Annotated in this window: 18 protein-coding genes; 3 read left to right on the top strand and 15 right to left on the bottom strand. The window is 33.5% G+C overall.

Going from position 1 to position 19,298, the window contains the following annotated elements; all coding sequences use genetic code 11:
- Positions 1-48 precede the first annotated feature (48 nt).
- From ribB to tpx, 6 genes are all read right to left on the bottom strand, one after another.
- Positions 49-1,209, bottom strand: a complete 1,161-nt coding sequence (ribB, locus tag QWY92_RS19240; protein ID WP_377879069.1) for a 3,4-dihydroxy-2-butanone-4-phosphate synthase — start codon at positions 1,207-1,209, stop codon at positions 49-51.
- 15 nt (positions 1,210-1,224) lie between these two features.
- A complete protein-coding gene (locus QWY92_RS19235; protein ID WP_290274705.1) occupies positions 1,225-3,192 on the bottom strand; it encodes an LptF/LptG family permease in 1,968 nt (655 codons plus the stop codon).
- A gap of 7 nt (positions 3,193-3,199) precedes the next feature.
- Positions 3,200-3,835 carry an outer membrane lipoprotein periplasmic chaperone LolA1 gene (gene lolA1 / locus QWY92_RS19230; RefSeq protein ID WP_290274702.1) on the bottom strand — a complete coding sequence of 212 codons (636 nt, stop codon included), beginning with the start codon at positions 3,833-3,835 and terminating at the stop codon, positions 3,200-3,202.
- Positions 3,836-3,848: 13 nt separating this feature from the next.
- A complete protein-coding gene (locus QWY92_RS19225) occupies positions 3,849-6,281 on the bottom strand; it encodes an FtsK/SpoIIIE family DNA translocase (protein ID WP_290274699.1) in 2,433 nt (810 codons plus the stop codon).
- 157 nt (positions 6,282-6,438) lie between these two features.
- The gene (locus tag QWY92_RS19220; RefSeq protein WP_290274697.1) at positions 6,439-6,810 is read right to left on the bottom strand and encodes a diacylglycerol kinase; all 372 of its coding nucleotides are present in this window, start codon (positions 6,808-6,810) and stop codon (positions 6,439-6,441) included.
- Positions 6,803-7,309 (bottom strand): thiol peroxidase, encoded by a 507-nt coding sequence (gene tpx / locus QWY92_RS19215; RefSeq protein WP_290274694.1) that lies wholly within the window; start codon positions 7,307-7,309, stop codon positions 6,803-6,805. The genes QWY92_RS19220 and tpx overlap by 8 nt, the downstream gene beginning before the upstream one ends.
- Before the next feature lie 307 nt (positions 7,310-7,616).
- On the opposite strand from tpx, the gene katG reads away from it, so the two are divergent.
- The 3 genes from katG to QWY92_RS19200 all read left to right on the top strand — a co-directional run bounded on the left by katG (position 7,617) and on the right by QWY92_RS19200 (position 11,488).
- Positions 7,617-9,791 carry a catalase/peroxidase HPI gene (gene katG, locus QWY92_RS19210; RefSeq protein ID WP_377879065.1) on the top strand — a complete coding sequence of 725 codons (2,175 nt, stop codon included), beginning with the start codon at positions 7,617-7,619 and terminating at the stop codon, positions 9,789-9,791.
- Positions 9,792-9,859: 68 nt separating this feature from the next.
- Entirely contained in the window at positions 9,860-10,330 is a 471-nt protein-coding gene (locus tag QWY92_RS19205; protein WP_290274690.1) for an ankyrin repeat domain-containing protein, read from the top strand.
- 81 nt (positions 10,331-10,411) lie between these two features.
- A complete protein-coding gene (locus QWY92_RS19200) occupies positions 10,412-11,488 on the top strand; it encodes a flavin monoamine oxidase family protein (protein ID WP_336622112.1) in 1,077 nt (358 codons plus the stop codon).
- A gap of 56 nt (positions 11,489-11,544) precedes the next feature.
- Here the strand turns inward: QWY92_RS19200 and QWY92_RS19195 are convergent, their stop codons facing one another.
- From QWY92_RS19195 to QWY92_RS19155, 9 genes are all read right to left on the bottom strand, one after another.
- Entirely contained in the window at positions 11,545-11,871 is a 327-nt protein-coding gene (locus QWY92_RS19195; RefSeq protein WP_336622110.1) for a VF530 family protein, read from the bottom strand.
- A gap of 204 nt (positions 11,872-12,075) precedes the next feature.
- Positions 12,076-12,852, bottom strand: a complete 777-nt coding sequence (locus QWY92_RS19190; RefSeq protein WP_290274687.1) for a hypothetical protein — start codon at positions 12,850-12,852, stop codon at positions 12,076-12,078.
- A gap of 91 nt (positions 12,853-12,943) precedes the next feature.
- Positions 12,944-13,378 carry a hypothetical protein gene (locus QWY92_RS19185; RefSeq protein WP_290274684.1) on the bottom strand — a complete coding sequence of 145 codons (435 nt, stop codon included), beginning with the start codon at positions 13,376-13,378 and terminating at the stop codon, positions 12,944-12,946.
- 71 nt (positions 13,379-13,449) lie between these two features.
- Positions 13,450-13,854, bottom strand: coding sequence for an OsmC family protein (locus tag QWY92_RS19180; protein WP_290274681.1), 405 nt, complete (start codon positions 13,852-13,854; stop codon positions 13,450-13,452).
- 177 nt (positions 13,855-14,031) lie between these two features.
- Positions 14,032-14,508: a hypothetical protein gene (locus QWY92_RS19175; protein ID WP_290274679.1), complete on the bottom strand. Its 477-nt coding sequence runs from the start codon at positions 14,506-14,508 to the stop codon at positions 14,032-14,034.
- A gap of 193 nt (positions 14,509-14,701) precedes the next feature.
- On the bottom strand, positions 14,702-15,214 hold the full coding sequence (locus tag QWY92_RS19170) for a DUF421 domain-containing protein (protein WP_290274677.1): 513 nt from the start codon (positions 15,212-15,214) through the stop codon (positions 14,702-14,704).
- A 216-nt stretch (positions 15,215-15,430) separates the two neighbouring features.
- On the bottom strand, positions 15,431-16,249 hold the full coding sequence (locus QWY92_RS19165) for a hypothetical protein (protein ID WP_290274675.1): 819 nt from the start codon (positions 16,247-16,249) through the stop codon (positions 15,431-15,433).
- A gap of 143 nt (positions 16,250-16,392) precedes the next feature.
- Positions 16,393-17,655: a hypothetical protein gene (locus QWY92_RS19160; RefSeq protein ID WP_290274672.1), complete on the bottom strand. Its 1,263-nt coding sequence runs from the start codon at positions 17,653-17,655 to the stop codon at positions 16,393-16,395.
- 221 nt (positions 17,656-17,876) lie between these two features.
- Complete coding sequence (locus QWY92_RS19155) at positions 17,877-19,295, bottom strand: sulfatase family protein (RefSeq protein WP_290274670.1); 1,419 nt, start codon at positions 19,293-19,295, stop codon at positions 17,877-17,879.
- Positions 19,296-19,298: the final 3 nt, after the last annotated feature.

Raw genomic sequence — 19,298 nt, 5'->3', positions numbered from 1 at the left:
AATTTTAAAATTTAGAGCCTTTTTTTATTTCAAGTTATTGAAGTTTTATTAGTAATTCATGTAATCCACAATTTCTAAACCATAACCAATTAATCCCACACGTTTGGTTTGTTCGGTGTTAGAAATTAAACGTAACTTATGGATATTTAAATCGTGTAATATTTGAGCACCAATTCCAAAATCGCGGTTGTCCATGTTTATTTTTGGTGCCTTAGTAACAGACTTACCATTTTGATTTTCTTTCAAAAAGGCTAATCGACTTAAAATATTCATCGACTGAGATTCTTGATTGATAAATATAATAGTGCCTTTACCTGCTTTGTTTATCGCGTTAAACATATTCTCTAACTGCGCATCTACATTGTTGGTTAGTGTCCCTAAAATATCATTATTAATAAGGCTTGAATTTATTCTAGTAGGCACCGCTTCATCGTTAGACCATGTTCCTTTTGTTAACGCTATATGTGTTTGATTATTAGTTGTTTGCTTGTATGCTCTTAACCTATAACTTCCAAAGCGAGTTTCAATTTCAAAGTCTTCTTTTTTCTCAATTAAAGAGTCGTGTTGCATTCTGTAAGCCACTAAATCTTCAATAGAAACAATTTTTATATCGAATTTTTTAGCAATTTCAAACAGTTCTGGTAAACGTGCCATGGTACCATCTTCGTTCATGATTTCTACAATAAAACCAGCGGGTTCTAAACCTGCTAATCGAGCAAAATCAATGGCAGCTTCGGTATGTCCGGTACGTCTTAAAACACCACCTTCTTTAGCGACTAAAGGGAAAATGTGTCCTGGTCGAGCTAAATCATGAGGTTTAGTATCTGGATCGATTAAGGCTTTAACCGTTTTAGAGCGGTCTGCTGCCGAAATCCCGGTAGTTACACCCTTTCCACGTAAATCTACAGATACCGTAAATGCGGTTTCCATTGGGTCTGTGTTGTTGCGTACCATCATACTTAAATCAAGTTCTTTACAACGTGTTTCTGTTAATGGTGCACAAATTAAACCACGACCATGGGTGGCCATAAAGTTTATTATTTCCGGAGTTACTTTATCAGCCGCAGCTAAAAAGTCTCCCTCATTTTCTCTGTTTTCATCATCGACTACAATGATGACTTTTCCATTTCTAATGTCTTCTATGGCATCATGAATGGTGTTTAATTTTATGTTATCGGTAGATGGTGTGTTCATGGTTTCTGAAATCATAATAAAATGATATTGTTATTTTAAAGACTTTAAACAATTACGTTTTAAATCTTCGTTTATGTTAACGTTTAATAGGGGATAAGCGATCATGTAAAGCGGTAAACCTATAATGAGTAAAACCCAATTAGGACGTTTTGCAGGGTTATCAATATGCTTATAAAAAGCAATAATATTTATAATTGATTTAATGTAATACACAATGAATAAGGCAAAGGACACCAAACTTAATTGAATGGAAGCCGAAGCTACGGATGGTAATTTGTTGTTTTTAAATACAAAGAAAAGCAGAAGTAAAACTGCACCGATACTGTATAGGAAAATGGCAAATTTGGCATGATCCTTATAGTCCTTATGTATTTGTTCCGATTTATTATAACTAGCATCGATGTCTAATCCGCCTTGTTGTAATTCTTCAATACTTTGTCCACGGAGTTTTAAAAGGTTTAAAGCTTCAAAGCGGGTATTTTCATCGTGACCTAAGGTGTCGTAATTTTTTATAACATCAATAAGGTCATGCTGTTTATAAGCCTCTAAAAACTTATAGCTTGATTCATCCTTCTCTTTTATTTTAAAAATTTTCTTTAATGGGGCAATAAGGCTCCCCATGTCAACTAAACCTTTATCAGCCGTGGCACGTTTGGTTAAAAACACACCTAATGGCAACATGATTAAGGTTGAAAACCAACTGGCTAAAACGGGATTGAAGTTTCCTGTTTTTGCCGAGTTTACAGCGAAAATACCTATAAAGTGATACGATAGGAATATTAAAATAGCTATAACCATTGGAAGGCCAATACCTCCTTTTCTAATTAACGCACCTAATGGAGCTCCAACGAAGAAGAGGATAATACAAGCAATGCCGAGCGCAAATTTTTCATGAAACGAAATAACGTGTCGGTTAAAGTTTGATTTGGCAATGTTATAAGTATTAATTTTTTGACTTAAAGTTTGTTTTGCACTTGTAGCTGCTTTAAGTGTAAGATCTATAAGTTCCAGCTTCTTTTGAGTTTCAAAAGTATCTAATAGCGGGCCTGTGTATATAGTATCCGGAATTTTATTTGTTTTAATATTTCGGAATACGTTATTAATACTAGAGCGAGACACTAAGTTTTTGGCAACACCTTGATATTCTTTTTGTTGTTTTACCACTAAGGAGTCCATGGCGGTGTTTAAATCTACAACATCAAGCATGCTGTATTTATCGGTTTGCGATTGTTCATCAAGATCTACTTTGTTGAAATCGGACAAATCAATATTGATAATGTATTTGGTAAAAGCACTTTTAACAAAGGCCTTTTTTATATTTTTTCTATTATCACTAGGGTTATCATCATAATAATACCCGTTGTATAATACCAATTTTAAAACGTCACTATTCGCATTAGAAACTAGTTCTCCAGTTTCAGAAACAATAGTACTGTATTTATTTTTACTTTTTCCAGACTGCTTGTGTATGGTAACATCTTCTAAATATTGTCCCGTTTCGCCCGTTTTCTTTTCAACTTTAATGTTGAAACCTTCGCCCATTTGGTTAAACTGGCCTTCGGCGATAAAGGCTGCTGGTTTCATTTTGGCTATATTTTTCCGAAGGTTGTATGAGTTTATTTCGGCCCAAGGAATCACGTTATTAGCAAAGAAAAAGGTAACAATACCAAGTCCGATAATAAATACGCTTAAGCCAGACATAGCACGTTGCAATGAAATACCTGTAGACTTCATGGCTGCAAACTCATAGTTTTCAGCAAAACTACCAAACACCATAATAGACGACAATAAAATAGTAAGCGGTAAAACTAAAGGTATAAGCTTAGGCATAAAATACACCAAAAACTTAGCAATAATAACGATGTTTAAGTCTTTACCTGCAAGCTCTTTGATGTAAAGCCAAATAGTTTGTAAAACAAAAATCAGCATGAGTATGATAAACACGCTGAAAAAAGTTTTGAGGTATGTGGTTAATATGTAACGGTCTAATATTTTCAAAGGAAACCTAGTCTAATTTATTGATGTAATAATCTTGATACTTATTAGCATCAAAGGTAAATAAGGTTTTTGATAAAGTCTCGTTTGTTTTAAAAGAATTTACGGTAAGTGTTGTTTTTGTATCGTTTTTACCGATTTGTATCAGGTTATAAATGTTTTTTGTTTGCGCATCGATACCTAATAAAATGGTTTTAATTTCAGAAGAAGAGTCAATAGGTGTTAATTTCACGTACTGAATTTTTCTACCATTCATATTTTGTTCAATATCTAAGGCGTAAGTGTAGCCTTCTTCATAAAATGATAACATTTTACTTGGTGTAATAGCGTCACTATCACTACCATCTTCCGAAGAAATAGTCACTTCTTCATCTTCTGGGCTAATGCTATACATGGTTTTTCCATCGTATAAACGGGTGATACCAAGGATATTTAATTTGTATTTTTCACCTTGTAAAACCACGTCGCCTTTGGTTACTTGTTTTAAGTCTTCGGCTGTATTTTCTAATACATACCTAAAATCTATGGAAATGTTACTGTAGCTTTTTACTTTTTGAGAAACTTCATTCAGTAATGCTTTTCCTTTGTTTTGTGCAAAAGCGTTAAACGAAAGGGTAATTAATAAAAGTGCAATAATTTTCTTCATGTTCATTTTTAAATTATATTTCATTTTCTAAATGCTGATCTAAAGCTATTAAATCGGTCACTAATACTTGTCTGGCTTTACTACCTTCAAAAGGGCCTACAATACCAGCGGCTTCTAATTGATCGATAATTCGACCTGCGCGGTTGTAACCTAATTTCAATTTCCGTTGTAATAACGATGCCGATCCTTGCTGTGCCGTTACAATAACAATAGCCGCATCTTTAAAGAGTTTATCTCTATCGGATATATCTATATCAAGACTTGTGCCACTTTCTTCACCAACAAATTCTGGTAATAAATAAGCCTCAGGATAAGCCTTTTGCGCACCAATAAAATCTACTATTTTTTCAACTTCTGGCGTATCTACAAAGGCACATTGTATTCTAATCATGTCATTTCCTTGTGTATAAAGCATGTCTCCACGACCAATAAGCTGGTCGGCTCCACCGGCATCTAAAATAGTACGTGAATCAATTTTACTAGATACTCTAAAGGCAATACGCGCCGGGAAATTTGCTTTAATAATACCCGTAATAACATTTACACTAGGGCGTTGCGTAGCAATAATTAAGTGAATACCAATGGCACGTGCTAATTGCGCTAAACGGGCTACAGGTGTTTCAACTTCTTTACCAGCAGTCATAATTAAATCGGCAAACTCATCAACCACCAAAACGATGTAAGGTAAATATTGATGCCCATCATTAGGGTTTAGTTTTCTAGCTTTAAACTTAACGTTGTATTCTGCGATATTTCTACAAAGTGCATTTTTCAGCATTTCGTAACGGTTATCCATTTCTATACATAATGAGTTTAGTGTATGGATCACTTTAGTATTATCGGTAATAATAGCATCGCCGTCGTCTGGAAGTTTTGCTAAATAATGACGTTCAATTTTATTGAAAAGTGTTAGCTCTACTTTTTTAGGATCGACTAAAACAAACTTAACTTCCGCAGGGTGTTTTTTATAAAGTAATGAAGTTAAAACAGCATTTAAACCAACCGATTTACCTTGCCCGGTAGCACCAGCCATAAGCAAGTGAGGCATTTTAGCTAAATCAACCACAAAGGTTTCATTACTAATGGTTTTACCTAAAGCAATAGGCAAATGCATTTCTGAAGTTTGAAATTTCTTGGAAGCGATAACCGATCGCATAGAAACGATGGTTGAGTTTTTGTTTGGCACCTCAATACCAATAGTACCTTTACCAGGAATTGGAGCTATAATACGAATACCTAATGCGGCTAAAGAAAGAGCTATATCATCTTCTAAATTTTTAATTTTAGAAATACGCACACCAGCTTCGGGTACAATTTCATAAAGCGTTACCGTTGGACCAATAGTCGCTTTTATACTAGAAATTCCAATTTTATAGTTGTTTAAAGTGGCAACAATTTTATTTTTATTTTCCTCTAATTCTTCTTGATTAATAGTGATGCCACCCGTATCATATTGTTTTAACAAATCTAGAGGCGGAAATTGATATTTTCCAAGTTCTAATGTTGGGTCGAACTGTCCGAAATCTTCAACAAGTTTGTTAGCTAAATTATCAGTTTCCGAAACTTCTTCCTGAGATTCAACCACTTTCATTTCTAAATCTTCATCAACATCTTCTTCTTCAGCAATTTTAACTTCAAGAGTGGTAGCGGCTTCAACAGGTGGTTTTTCTGTTTTAGTTTGCACCGGTTCCATTACTTTTTCTAAAGGCGCTTGTATTGGCGTTTCAACAGGTGTTTTTGTTTTTTCTGAAACGTTAAAAGCTTCTTTTATAGCTTCTGCTTCTTCTGATAAATTATTGTCTAAAGGCACGATTAAATCCTCTTTCATATCCGATAATTCATCCTTTAAGTTCGCTTTCGCGGAATTAAATTGAGAAGCAATACTATCGAAAGTCAAGTTGAATCGAATGGCTAAATACGTAATTAAACCGAAAAGGAGTAGGAGGGAAACGCCTATTTTTCCAATGAAATCTTGAAGATAACTGTTAATTTCAAAACCGATGGTTCCGCCTAAAATAGCGTTATTATTTCCGAAGAAACCTAAAAGTATAGATAACCAGATAATGATTAAAATACCCCAAAACCAATGGGTTTTAAGTTTTTCTCTGCTTAAATTCATCAAGACATAAACTCCAGAAAGGAAACTAAGTCCTGCAAATATAAAGGAAGGTACGCCAAAACCGCGTTGTATAAATAGGTCGCTTAACCAAGCACCAGATTTGCTTAACCAATTTTCAGTTTCAATCTCGCGAGATGCAAATTGCGACAACGTGCTTTGGTCTGCTTCTCCTGTAAAAAAGAAGGATAAAAAGGCGATAAATAGTACTACACCTAAAATAATTAAAAAGCTGCCTAATACCAGTTTTTGTTGGTTAGACAGTTTAAAACTTGGTAGTTTTACTTTTTTTCGCGGTGCTTTTTTAGCTTTAGTTTTGGTCTTAGCCATTAATGCGTTTTGGTTTGAGATTGAGGCCTTGAATCGAGTTCAAGAGGACATTGCATTTACAATGCCGCAAAAATACAAATTACTAACGTTAACGAAACTTTATTTTTAAAAATTGCAGACGAATCTATGAATTAGTCTTATTTTAAAAAGTGGAACTTCAGAAAACCTTCGGGAAATATATAATAAAGCCAATGATAGTAGCGAAAATGGCGGCAATAAAAACAGCACCTGCAGCAATATCTTTTATTAATCCAATTTTTTCATGGCGTTCTGGGTGAATAAAATCGGCAATAGCTTCAATAGCTGTGTTAACACCTTCGGCACACATCACCAGGCCAATGGCTAGTAATTGAATAAGCCATTCGGTTGTAGAAATTTGGTAATAAAAACCAGCTATGGTTACTAAAACACCAATAGTAAACTGAATTTTAATGCTGGCTTCGGTTTTAAGGAGCAATACAGCACCTTTAAACGCAAAGCCAACACTTTTTAATCTATTTATAAAAAAAGATTCCTTTTTATTACTCATTTAATAAAGCTTCTAAAGCGGCTTTATAATTAGGCTCGTCTACTGTTTCAGCAACTTGCTCAGTGTATAAAACGTTTCCTTTTTCGTCTAAAACCACAACGCTACGTGAGTGTAAACCATCTAAAGGTCCGTCAATAAAATCTACGCCATAGGCTTTTCCGAAGTCTCCAGTTTTAAAATCTGATAAACTGACTACGTTATCTAAACCTTCTGCACCACAAAAACGAGCATGTGCAAATGGTAAATCACGAGAAATGCATAAAACTTTTGTGTTTTCTAATGCGCTTGCTTCTCTGTTAAATTCGCGAACCGATGTAGCACAAGTTCCGGTATCTACACTTGGGAAAATGTTTAAAACCAGTTTGCTTCCTGCAAAATCGGCTAATGTTTTAGTCGATAAATCGTTAGCTGTTAATTTGAATTCAGGTGCTTTAGTTCCTGTTGCAGGAAGATTACCTGAGGTATGTATTTCTCCTCCTTTTAGTGTTACTGTTGCCATTATAGTTGTTTTTTAATTAAAGCATAAAATTAAGAATAATTAGATGTTAAAACTATTTGTTTCTTCTTTTTTTAATAAGTGGTAGTTTTAATGACCACCTATTATGAGATTATTAATGGTTGGCTTAAACTGAAGGTGCTTTTTTTTTGTTCCGTAAGTTAGGTTTCCGTAAATTTAGAGACCTATTCTTACATACAGATATAAGAATTCTTTATGATAAAATAAAAACAATCAATTTTATTTATAGTTTTTAGATTCTGTAATAGAGTAATTTTATCAAAAATTAAATCGAAAAAAAATATACAATATGGATCATAACAACGGCGGCGGCATGGGTAAATGTCCTTTTATGCAAGGTGCTATTACTACAACCGAAAAAACAGTAACAGATTGGTGGCCAAACACACTTAATCTTGACATTTTACACCAACAAGATGGAAAAACAAATCCGTTAGGTGCAGATTTTGATTATCAAGAAGAACTGAAAAAGTTAGATGTAGACGCTTTAAAAAAGGATGTTCACGATTTTATGACCGATAGCCAAGATTGGTGGCCAGCAGATTGGGGACACTATGGCGGTTTAATGATTAGAATGGCATGGCACGCAGCAGGCTCATATAGATTAGCAGATGGTCGTGGTGGCGGTGGTACCGGTAACCAACGTTTTGCGCCTTTAAATTCTTGGCCAGATAATGCCAGTTTAGATAAAGCGAGACGTTTATTATGGCCAATCAAGAAAAAATATGGAAATGCAATAAGCTGGGCCGATCTTATTATTTTGGCAGGAACTATTGCTTACGAAAACATGGGCTTAAAAACCTATGGTTTTGCATTTGGTCGTCAAGATATTTGGCATCCAGAAAAAGATGTGTATTGGGGAGCAGAAAAAGAATGGTTAGCACCAAGTGATGAGCGTTACACTAGTGTAGATCATCCAGATACTATGGAAAACCCGTTAGCTGCTGTACAAATGGGATTAATTTATGTGAACCCAGAAGGTGTTAATGGAAAGCCCGATCCGTTAAAAACAGCGCTACAAGTTAGAGAAACGTTTAAACGTATGGCGATGAATGATGAGGAAACGGTAGCTTTAACAGCTGGTGGCCATACCGTTGGAAAAACACACGGAAATGGAGATGCTAGTATTTTAGGTCCAGATCCAGAAAGTGCTGATGTAGAAGAGCAAGGTTTAGGTTGGTCTAATCCAACAAAATCGGGTAAAGGTAGATATACGGTTACTAGTGGTTTAGAAGGTGCTTGGACTACAAACCCGACAAAATGGGATAATGGCTTTTTCGAAATGTTATTTAACCACGATTGGGAACTACGTAAAAGTCCGGCAGGAGCACACCAATGGGAACCGGTAAGTATTAAAGAAGAGGATATGCCTGTAGATGTTGAAGATTTAACAACGAAGCATAATCCAATGATGACCGATGCCGATATGGCCATGAAAATGGATCCTATTTATAAAGAGATTTCATTACGATTTAAAAATGATTTTGAAACCTTTTCTGACACATTCGCTCGTGCTTGGTTTAAATTAACACACCGTGATATGGGACCAAGAGATCGTTGGTTTGGACCTGATGTGCCTCAAGAAGAATTAATTTGGCAAGACCCAATTCCAAAAGGAAACTATAGTTATGATGTTGAGTCTGTTAAAGCTAAAATTTCAAGTACAGCTTTAAGTATCTCAGAATTAGTATCTACCGCTTGGGATAGTGCTAGAACCTTTAGAGGATCAGATTTTAGAGGTGGAGCAAACGGATCACGTATTCGTTTAGAGCCACAAAAAAACTGGACAGGTAACGAGCCTGCACAATTGCAAAATGTATTATCTGTTTTAGAACCTATTGCGGCAGAATTTGGTATTAGCATTGCAGATACTATTGTGTTAGCTGGTAATGTTGGTGTAGAAAAAGCCATTAGAAAAGCAGGTATGGTTGTCGATGTGCCTTTTGCACCAGGTAGAGGGGATGCATCGCAAGAAATGACCGATATAGAATCTTTTGAGTCTATGGAGCCACTTGCAGATGGTTACAGAAACTGGCAGAAAAAAGAGTATGTAGTGAGTCCAGAGGAAATGTTGTTAGATAAAACACAATTGCTAGGATTAACAGCGGCAGAAATGACGGTTTTAGTAGGGGGTATGCGTGTTATGGGAACCAACTATGCAGGAACAAAACATGGGGTGTTTACAGACAATGAAGGCGCTTTAACAAACGACTTCTTTATAAACCTAACCGATATGGTTTACGAATGGAAATCGCTTAACAATGGTATTTACGAAATTAAAAATCGTAAAACTGGCGAAGTTAAATTTACCGCAACTCGTGTCGATTTAGTATTTGGTTCTAATTCTATTTTGCGCGCTTACGCGGAAATGTACGCTCAAGATGATAGCAAAGAACGTTTTGTAAAAGACTTTGTAGCAGCTTGGACTAAAGTGATGAACGCCGATCGTTTCGATATAAAATAACAATAGTAAACATAGATTTTAGAGGAATGGTTTTTATAGCCATTCCTTTTTTTATAACATAAATCCAAATGAAAGACATTAATAACTTATTTGAAAGCATAAAGAATAGAGACATTTTAACTCTAAAAACCTTATTGACTCGAAATCCTAAATTAGCCGAAGCTACAGACGAGCGTGGCTTTACACCATTAATTTTAGCGACTTACTTTGATAACGAAGCGGCAACAAAAATATTAGTAGAACACCAAGCACCTATTAATGCTAAAGATGCCTCAGGAAACACCGCCCTCATTGGTGTTAGTTTTAAAGGCAACGTCGCTTTTGCTACATATTTAATTGAAAATGGTGCCGACTTAAACGAAGTAAACACCAACGGAACAACAGCCTTATCCTTTGCTACACAATACAACAAACTTGACATTGTTAAACTACTTTTAGAGCATAATGCTGATAAAACCATAAAAGATAACGCAGGGAAAATAGCTTTAGCTTACGCTGAAGAAAAGAAGTTTGCTGAAATTGTAGCGCTTTTAACCTAGTAGAAACGTTGACTAAAATTAAAAACTGAGTTTAGAATTAAGGTTTTTAAAGTTTTTTTTAACTCAGTTTTTTTTTAGGTTATCTTAATTATCTTTGACCTAATAAAGAAAAAAATAGTAATTATTGGAGGTGGACTTTCCGGTTTGTATTTAGGATATAAATTAAAAAAAGAGGGCTTCTCTATCCAAATTCTAGAAGCAAATAATAGAATTGGTGGAAGAATTTTCACCAAAAAAAATGATCATACAAAAGTAGAATTAGGTGCCACTTGGCTTTGGAGATACAATGAAGAACTTATAAAGTTGTGTGCTACACTACAAATTTCTTTATTTGAGCAAAACACGAAAGGTGATGCTTTATATGAAGCTTCAAACACCAATTTGCCAGAACGTTTTCAATTACCAGGAAACCAGGAAATTAGTTATAGAATTGTTGGCGGAACGGCAACTATTTTAGAAAAACTGTCTAACGATTTTTCGGAAGATGAATTGCAACGCAATCAGAAGGTTGTGCGCATTGACGATAAAGAAAATTCAATACACGTACTCACTGAAAATGCAACTTTTACTGCAGATATGGTTATTTCTACAATGCCACCACAACTCTTAGTTAATACGGTTGATTTTTCTTCTCAATTAGACCTCAATCTTTTAGAAATTGCAAATAATACGCATACTTGGATGAAAGATTCCATTAAGTTTGCATTGGTTTATAAAACGCCTTTTTGGAAAGAAAAAGGACTGTCTGGCGTTGGTTTTAGTAATGTAGGTCCTTTTACAGAAATCTATGATCATTCTGATTTTGAGAATAGTCATTTTGGATTAATGGGATTTTTAAACGCAGGTTTAGCTAACGAAACCAAAGCGTACAGAGAAGAAAAAATAAGAGCTCAACTTTTTAAGTTCTTTGGTGAAGCAGGAAAAAAATATCTTTATTATGATGAAAAAGTTTGGAGTAAAGAAGATTTACTACATGTAGATAATACTAATTTTCTAAATCCACATGCAAACAATGGCCATCCAGTCTATCAACAAGACTATTTAAATGGTAAATTTATAATTGCTGGGTCAGAAACGTCACCAAGCTATGGTGGTTATATGGAAGGTGCAATTTATAGAGGCAACCAAATTGTGAAACAATTAAAAAATAAATTTTAAGAGATAGAATTGGACTTTTAACTTCATAACTGCGTTTTATAGCATTCAATTTAAACCTATTTCGCTTCTTCTTTTTCTTCTTTTGTTTCGTCTAGCATATCTAAATAAAGGTCTTCAACATGCTCTCTTGCCCAAGTTGTTCTTCTTAAAAACCCAAGACTAGATTTCATAGTAGGATTGTAGATAAAACAGCGAAGATTAGTACGTTCTCCTAAATACGCCCAACCATAATGTGCTACCAAACGCTCTAAAACCTGTTTTAGTTTTACTCCATGAAACGGATTACTTAGTTGTTCTTCTGTTGGTGGTCTTCTTGTACGTTTAGGCTTTGCTTGCTGTTCTGTTTCTTTGAGTGTTTTAGATGGTGTCTGTTTATCGGCCAATTTGTTCTTTTTTTAGTGTATATTAATTGGTATATATGTGGACATATGTTCTTCGCTGTTTACCGAAGCATAAGTCTCGCTAAATGTTTGTTTTCCAATTGCTTTTAAGTTTTTAATATTTTAAAGACTTATTTGTCTGATTTTCATTTAGTTTTGGTGATGGCTGGTTTTAATCTCCGTTTTTCGTTGTTAAAAATGAAGTGTTTATTTCATTAATTGTATTTGAAACTCTGTTGCTCTAAACATTATTTCTAAACCTTTCAGACTAAAATCTGAAGGGTGTTCTTTAAATAGTTCATTCAAGTATTTAGCTTGTTTTACAACATTATTGCTATCTCTTAAATACATGTGATACTTTAACAGAACCAAATTCGCCAATATTTTGTCCGAAATATTTAAACCCTTTTCTTTTAAAATATCATCTATAGTACTTTTTATTTTTCCATCGTTTTCTGGTAATTCATCCATTAAATAAGCTTGGGCTAAATTTGGCTTAGATTTAGCTGAATAATCACTCTTATCAGACATGTCCTGTCTGTAAGTCATTTTGTTACCATTTAAAAAGTACCATCGCGTGTAAGAATCATTCTTGATGTCTATATCCTTTTCAAATAGCCGTTCTCTCGTGTTCCAATTGGTATATGCAATTAAAAGTTCGGTGCCATCGTCTTTTTTAAGAATCCCTATTTTAATTAGATAATTGCTATCTCCTGGTTTTTCAATCTCAATTTCCAAAGGTGTTTCTACAGAAACATATGTTTTTATAGCGTTTAATATAGACGAAACATCTTCTATTCTTGCCATGGGGAATAAATTCTCCCGTAAAAATAAATCGATATATAAATAATGCGTTACATAGAAATCATCGGCTTTTAGATAGTTAACGGCTTTAAGATTTTCCGATTTTATTGTGATTTTTTCAGATTGAGCATACCCAAAACTAGAGATTAGAATGGTGGCTATTAATAGTATTTTACGCATGTATTTTATTTTATAACTTTCATAAGAAAGTTTTATACTTTTTGTAAGTAAGCTTGAGATAATAATTCGTTTTATTAGATCTTGAACAGACTTAATCTTCTTTACATTCAGAATAATCTACTGTAAATTTGTAATTTTTGTCCGATAGTTTTTCGATAGCTGGGTCATTCTTGTGGTCTGGTTTAAATGCAGCTCCGGTTCCTAAATCAACAGCAATACCAGTAATTCCAAAAGAAATGGCACTCAGAATAAAGTTTCCTGTTCTGAAAGTATTGTCAAAATTTTTAGTTTTTTCTTGGCACTTGTCTTGTTTTACTTCAATTTTAAGAGGTTGATTTCGTTTAAACAAGGCGGAAACTTCTCCCGTTCCTATTTTTTCTCCATTCGCGTAAATTTCAGCATTTGGATGATCTTTTACTTTAATGTTAGCGTTGTATTTACTTCCTCCAAACATTACGCCACAACTTGAAAATAAAATTGAAGATAAGATTGTTATGGTTAGAACTAATAAAGTACTTCTTTTCATAAAATTAGTTGTTATTTTTTTATAATTATTGCCCAGGGTATTTGTCGCTACCTTTAAATAATTCACCTTTTTTATTCCTGTATTATGTTAATTACACCTGTAACAGTGCAGGAAGACTTCACGGTATTAAATATAGTCCCAAACTTTTCGATATTCTTTTTGAGTAAATTAATATTCAAATTATCGTCTGGACTATAAATTGTTAATTCATAATTAATGCCGTCCATCCTTGGCGGTTTTTCAAGTCGTGTGGCACTAACTGTTATTTCCGCTTTTGAATATTCAAAATTCATTAAACCCGAGAAGCGTTCCACATTTTTAAGAACACAAGCAGAAAACGATCCTAAAAACAATTCGGCTGGGTTTGGTAAGGTATCGGCAGATTCCGGAGTGGTGCCAAAAGCAATTTCCGATGCTTTAATCTGTATTGAAGCATTATTTTTCGAAGAAGAGTTGGCTTTACTAAAATACTTCATAATTAAGGTTTTTTAACTTGTGGTTAAGGTGTTTTAAGCACTAAAGTTAGCAAATAAAACATAACCTAAAAACCCGAAAGGCTTTTTGTTAAAAGGCCTACAAATACAGGCTTTTGAAATGACTAATTAAAACTAATTTATCGTGCTTTTTATAGAAGTAGGTTGTTAAAAGCCGTTTTAGTTACACAATTCTGCACTCCATTCTTGATGACCTCGGTTTTGTCGACACTTGTAATTCTCTTTTATAGAAACCACTTTTAAAGTTGAATTTTCTTTTTCTACCTTCATTATCGTTTTTATAGCTAATAATGAATCATCTAATAAATTATCTTCAATTAATATAATGTCTTGAGAACCATTACCAATGTCATTTTTCGAAATAGTATACGTGTAATGTCCTTCTGTTTCCAAGTTTTTTGGCTTGTAAGCATGCATTATTTCTTCTTCAGTTTTTAGATTTTTTGAAGAAATAGTAGCATTTAAACTGTTTACAACATCCATTTCAATGGTTTTAAATGTTTCTTTAGTATCCTTTTCAATACCAGTTTCAATCTTTGGTGTTGCTTGATTTTCCGCCGTTTTATTATCCTTACAAGCAGAAAGCATTAAGAGAGTGACTACTGCTAAAATTTTTATATTCATCTTTTTTTTCATTTTTAGGGTGCATAGGAAGTCCTAATGCTACATATCAAATTGAAGAAGTAAAATTACAGATTTAGTTTGAAATTTGTGTTTTAATTTGAATGTAGAAAGCTATTATTTTCCAAAGTGTTTAGTGTAATCAACCAATTTCAGGAAAGCATAATATCCAATGTTCGTAGAGTATTTATTCAATAATTATCGGAAATCATTTTTTATACTCTGCAACATCTCTTAAAATTATGGAATCAATATCATTTTTATCTGCACTATGTAATACTGAAATATCTCCAGTACTTTCGAATACCACAGCTTGAACTTCGGAAAGTTTATGCACGTTTGCTTCTCTCAATTTCCCCATTAAATCACTTACATCAACGTTGCATCGTTTTAAATTATCGTAAAAAATTTCTCCATCTTTCATAAGCATTTGCGGTTTATTTGTAAATAACGTTTTAAACCAATCATTTTTTCTAACTAAAAATGAAAATAATGTCTGAAAGCCTATTATACAAACCAATGCCAAAATGCCTTTTAGTAAATTTTGGTCTTTATTAATAACTATTGAAGCTAATATGGAACCCACTGCAATGGTTGAAGCAAAATCAAAACTTGACATTTTAGCAAAAGTTCGAAGTCCAAAAATTCTTGTAATAATCATTATTGCGGTAAAAACTCCAATAACTGAGCCAATAACTAAAATGGCGCTATCTATATTCATAGTGTTAAGTTTTAATACGGTTTTATGTGATAATTATTAATTTTGATTTATTGTTTTATCGGGTTTATTTATTCAACACGAATTACTTCTAATTTGGATTTTTTAACGTGTTTAAGCATCTAATTTAGCAAATAATAACCGAATAGAAAATTTGTGAGGGTTTTCGTAAGTAGGCGAGAACTAGCCGTTAATGATACAGGGTGTTGGCAACAGTTTTTATTTTTCGTAAAACTCTTTTAACACAATATTTTTGCCTTCTGTTAGTTTTCTCAATTCACTTAAAATATAATATCTATGCATAAATCCACAGAGAACAACAATTTTTTTACCTTGATTCTGTTCAGAAATTTGCATTATGTTTTTGGCCATTGTTTGATTTCTTAAATCCCAAAAATCATCAGCTAATTGATATCCGTCTCGGTAACTTATTTTTTCTCCATTTGGTTTGGTATGAAAACGAGTTGCAAATTCATCTCTCTTATTCGTTATTTTTGTTAGCATTTTATATTGATAATATTGTCTTTTGGCACAAATACTGTCGGTTGTTATGTTATTGAAGTTTTCAGGAGATTTAGATGCTAATATTATTAATGGTTCTAAGAGCGCTTTGTATTTATTATGAATTTCAGCTTCTGTATCAGATAATAAACCTACATTGTTTAGACTGTCTATAAGTTTTGTTGTTAATCCATCTGTGGGTCGTGAGCCATTATTTATCCTATATTGATTTCTTCCTTCAAATTCGTATGGCCTCAATTTAGTTGTTGGGTATTTTTTAATATATTTTTCAGATGCCATACGTTCATTACTATTTGAAACATTTTTGTGTCTAAAATCGGAAGTGAAGAAAGAAGAGTCTAGTTCTTCTAATATAAAATCAGGTTGTATATTTTCTATTATATTAAAGAGAATCTCTGAGTTAAAATTAGGTTCTGGTTTATGAAGTGTTCCAATAACAATTATTTCAGTTGTTTTTTCTGTTTTACAAGATAAAATTGTTATTAAAATCAGTAAAATTTGAATGTACTTCGTCATTTCTAAAATTGTTGCAAACGGTCTCGGCTATGAGTAGTTGCGTGTGTTAGCACTTAACTTTGCAAGTACACACCAAACTGAAAATCCGCGAGGATTTTCAGAAGTAGGCGAGAACAAGCAATTACTTATAGCCATTGTTGTGCTTAGTTATTTTCTTTACTTTCAATTATAATTATTCGAGCAATTTCGCTAATCATTTCTATTTCAATTCTCAGTTTGTCAATATTGTTAGGTGAAGGATTAAACGGAACTGCTTTGGATTCGTCAAAATCGGGATTAGAATGAACAATTGAGCATCTTGTAGAATAAATTCGCTTTGTTAATTCGCCAAAGAAATTTCCGTCTTTATCAAAGTCAATTGCTGGTAGTTCTAATGGCTTAACACAATCGAATGTCAAGGATTTAGAAAAGTGATCTATTAATTCCAATTCTTCAATTGATTCTTTTAATTCTTCTCTTTTTATGTATTGTTTTAAAACTCTTTCAATTTTCACTTTGTCGTTAGTGTGTCTGTCATTTTCCTTTTTAAAAAGATTAATTGCAGTAGTTACATATTTGTCCGTTTTTAAATGAAAATCAGGTTTTAATAAAATCTTTTTAACTTCTTTAGATACTAAGTCATAAGCACTTTTGTCTGAGAAATATTCAATTATGTGATAATAACAAATGAATTTAAATGGTAAGAAGTCAACTTTTTCAGCAATATGGAAGTATTGAATTAATTCAGGAATATATTTCTTGTAAACCAAATCAAATTTTTCACTTGGTAAGTCATTTTTTTTCTTTCTACGTCTTATAAACCTTCTTAAAAGTCCATCAATATTAACAGTTTCGAGAGCTATGTCGTAATTATATTCTATGTCAAATAAAACAGAGTTTATTACATTTCTAATATCATTGACAATACCATCAGGACTTTCTTTCTTATATCCTTCAATTTTTAGGATAGTAGGTTTTCTTCTCGAATATCTGAAAGCACCACGAACAAACTGAAGGAATTTAGGTAATAAATTGTCTTGACCAATTTCTAATAGAATATCTAAATTATTTCTATGGTAATTCATACCAACATTGAAAACAACAGTTTTATTAACTTCATCATCAATTTCTATATTTCTGAATGAAGTTCTGTATGATATTGGAGTTAGTAATACCTCAATTGTGTTGTTATAACGAATTGCTAAAAAGTCGGGGAAAACAAAAATATTCTCTTTTAGAATTTCTGAAACTAATTCTATTTCATGGTCAGGTTTAATGATTATCTGGAATTCTGAATTACCTTTAAAACCTGAAATATGTATCCTATCTTCTTTTCTAATATCGTCCTCGTCATAGAAAAACTCATGTTCCTTTGTTTCGAAATTTAAATCAGGAAAATCTTTTTTTAGTACTTCTATTTTTTTCATTCGTATTTTTTTTCTAATTAAGCACAACGTATTATACAATCACTTCTACCACTCATACCCAGCCAATTAACCAAAATAAAGTCAGCTTTGCTTATTCATTTTATAAAAAGCATAAGCAACGAAGTTAATTATTATTTGCAAGCAAATCTATACGTAGGTCTACCTATTTTTCTGTAAAACAGTAAAGTGCAATTAAGGGTTATATGCTTTAAAGTAATGGCTTAATCATTTTTCATATTGTTTTCCAAATCTTTGCACTGGGTTCTCATGGTTTCGAGGACTTTGGTATAGTTGGGGTTGTTTCTTAAATTCTCTATTTGATCCGGATCTATTTCTAGGTCGTGTAGATACTCGTAAGCCGGGTTTTGTTCGTAATAATTAACATAAACATACTTTGGAGTATGCAGGCCAACATATTTAGGTAGTTTCTCGTGTTCCATTCTGTGTTCTATGAGAAAATCGGATCTCCAGTTTTCGGTATCTTCATTATTTAGAACAGGTAAGAGGCTTTGGCCTTGATAACTTTGCGGAATAGAAAGCCCCGCCATATCGAGTATAGTTGCCGAAATATCAATATTAAGCGCTGTTTTATCTGTGGTTTTTCCGGTGTCTTGACTTGATTTTCTAGGATCGTAAATAATTAAAGGCACATGTAAAGATTCTTCGTAATGCGTCCATTTACCTGCAAAACCTCTGTTACCCATGTAATAGCCATTATCGGCTGTATAAATAATAATAGTGTTTTTATCTAAGCCTTTTGCTTCAAGAGTGGCCAGTATGCGTTTCAATACATTATCATAACCGCTAATCATTCTATAATAGGCTTTCATATTGGTTTGGTACTTTTCTTCGGTATCCCATCTCCAGAAATAACGCTCTCGGTTTAGCGAATTTTTTAAAAAATCGGGATGGTTGTCGTAAATACTCTGGTGAGACAATTCGGGTTTTGGCATTTCTACATCGGCATACATGTCCGACACCGCTTTTGGGTAGGGGTAATGGCCAGCGTTACCAGGTGTTAAATTAGCATCTACAGCATGCACAGCATTAAAACTAATGGACAGGCAAAATGGCTTTTCGGACGTTTGATTGTTGATGAATTCCACAGCTTCGTCGCCACGAATTTCAGCGGAATGTTTTAGGCTACCGTCGGGAAGTTTTTTAAAGTAAGGCGCATTACTTGGTGAGAGTTTATAGAAATCGAACATGTTTTTAAGCATGCTGTCTTTCTTTTCAAGATTTACCCCAAGCTTTCCAACAAAGCCAGTGGTGTAACCTGCTTGTTTTAATAGGTTAGGATAGGCATTGGATGTAAACTGGGTTTTAAGCGGTTTTTTGCCAAAGGTATAATCGTGTTTAGATTCGTATAATCCGGTGAGGATAGAGGCTCTACTGGCGGCACAAATGGGTGTGGTAACATAGGTGTTTGTAAACCTTAGTCCGTGTTTAGCAAGCTTATCAACGGTTGGCGTTTTTATAATGGGATGTCCTGCAGAGCCAATCATATCATGACGCTGATCGTCCACTAGAACAAATAAGATATTTGGTTTTTCTGCTTTAGGCGTGTCTTTTTCAGTTTTACAGCTATTGGATAGTAAAACGATGAGTGCGCAGAAAAGTATTTTTTGTAAATTTTTCATCTG

It is taken from the genome of Algibacter miyuki (assembly GCF_030409805.1).
Taxonomy (GTDB): Bacteria; Bacteroidota; Bacteroidia; order Flavobacteriales; family Flavobacteriaceae; genus Algibacter; species Algibacter miyuki.
Note: the sequence above shows the minus strand (reverse complement) of the source record. Positions and strands in the feature narration are given on the sequence as shown.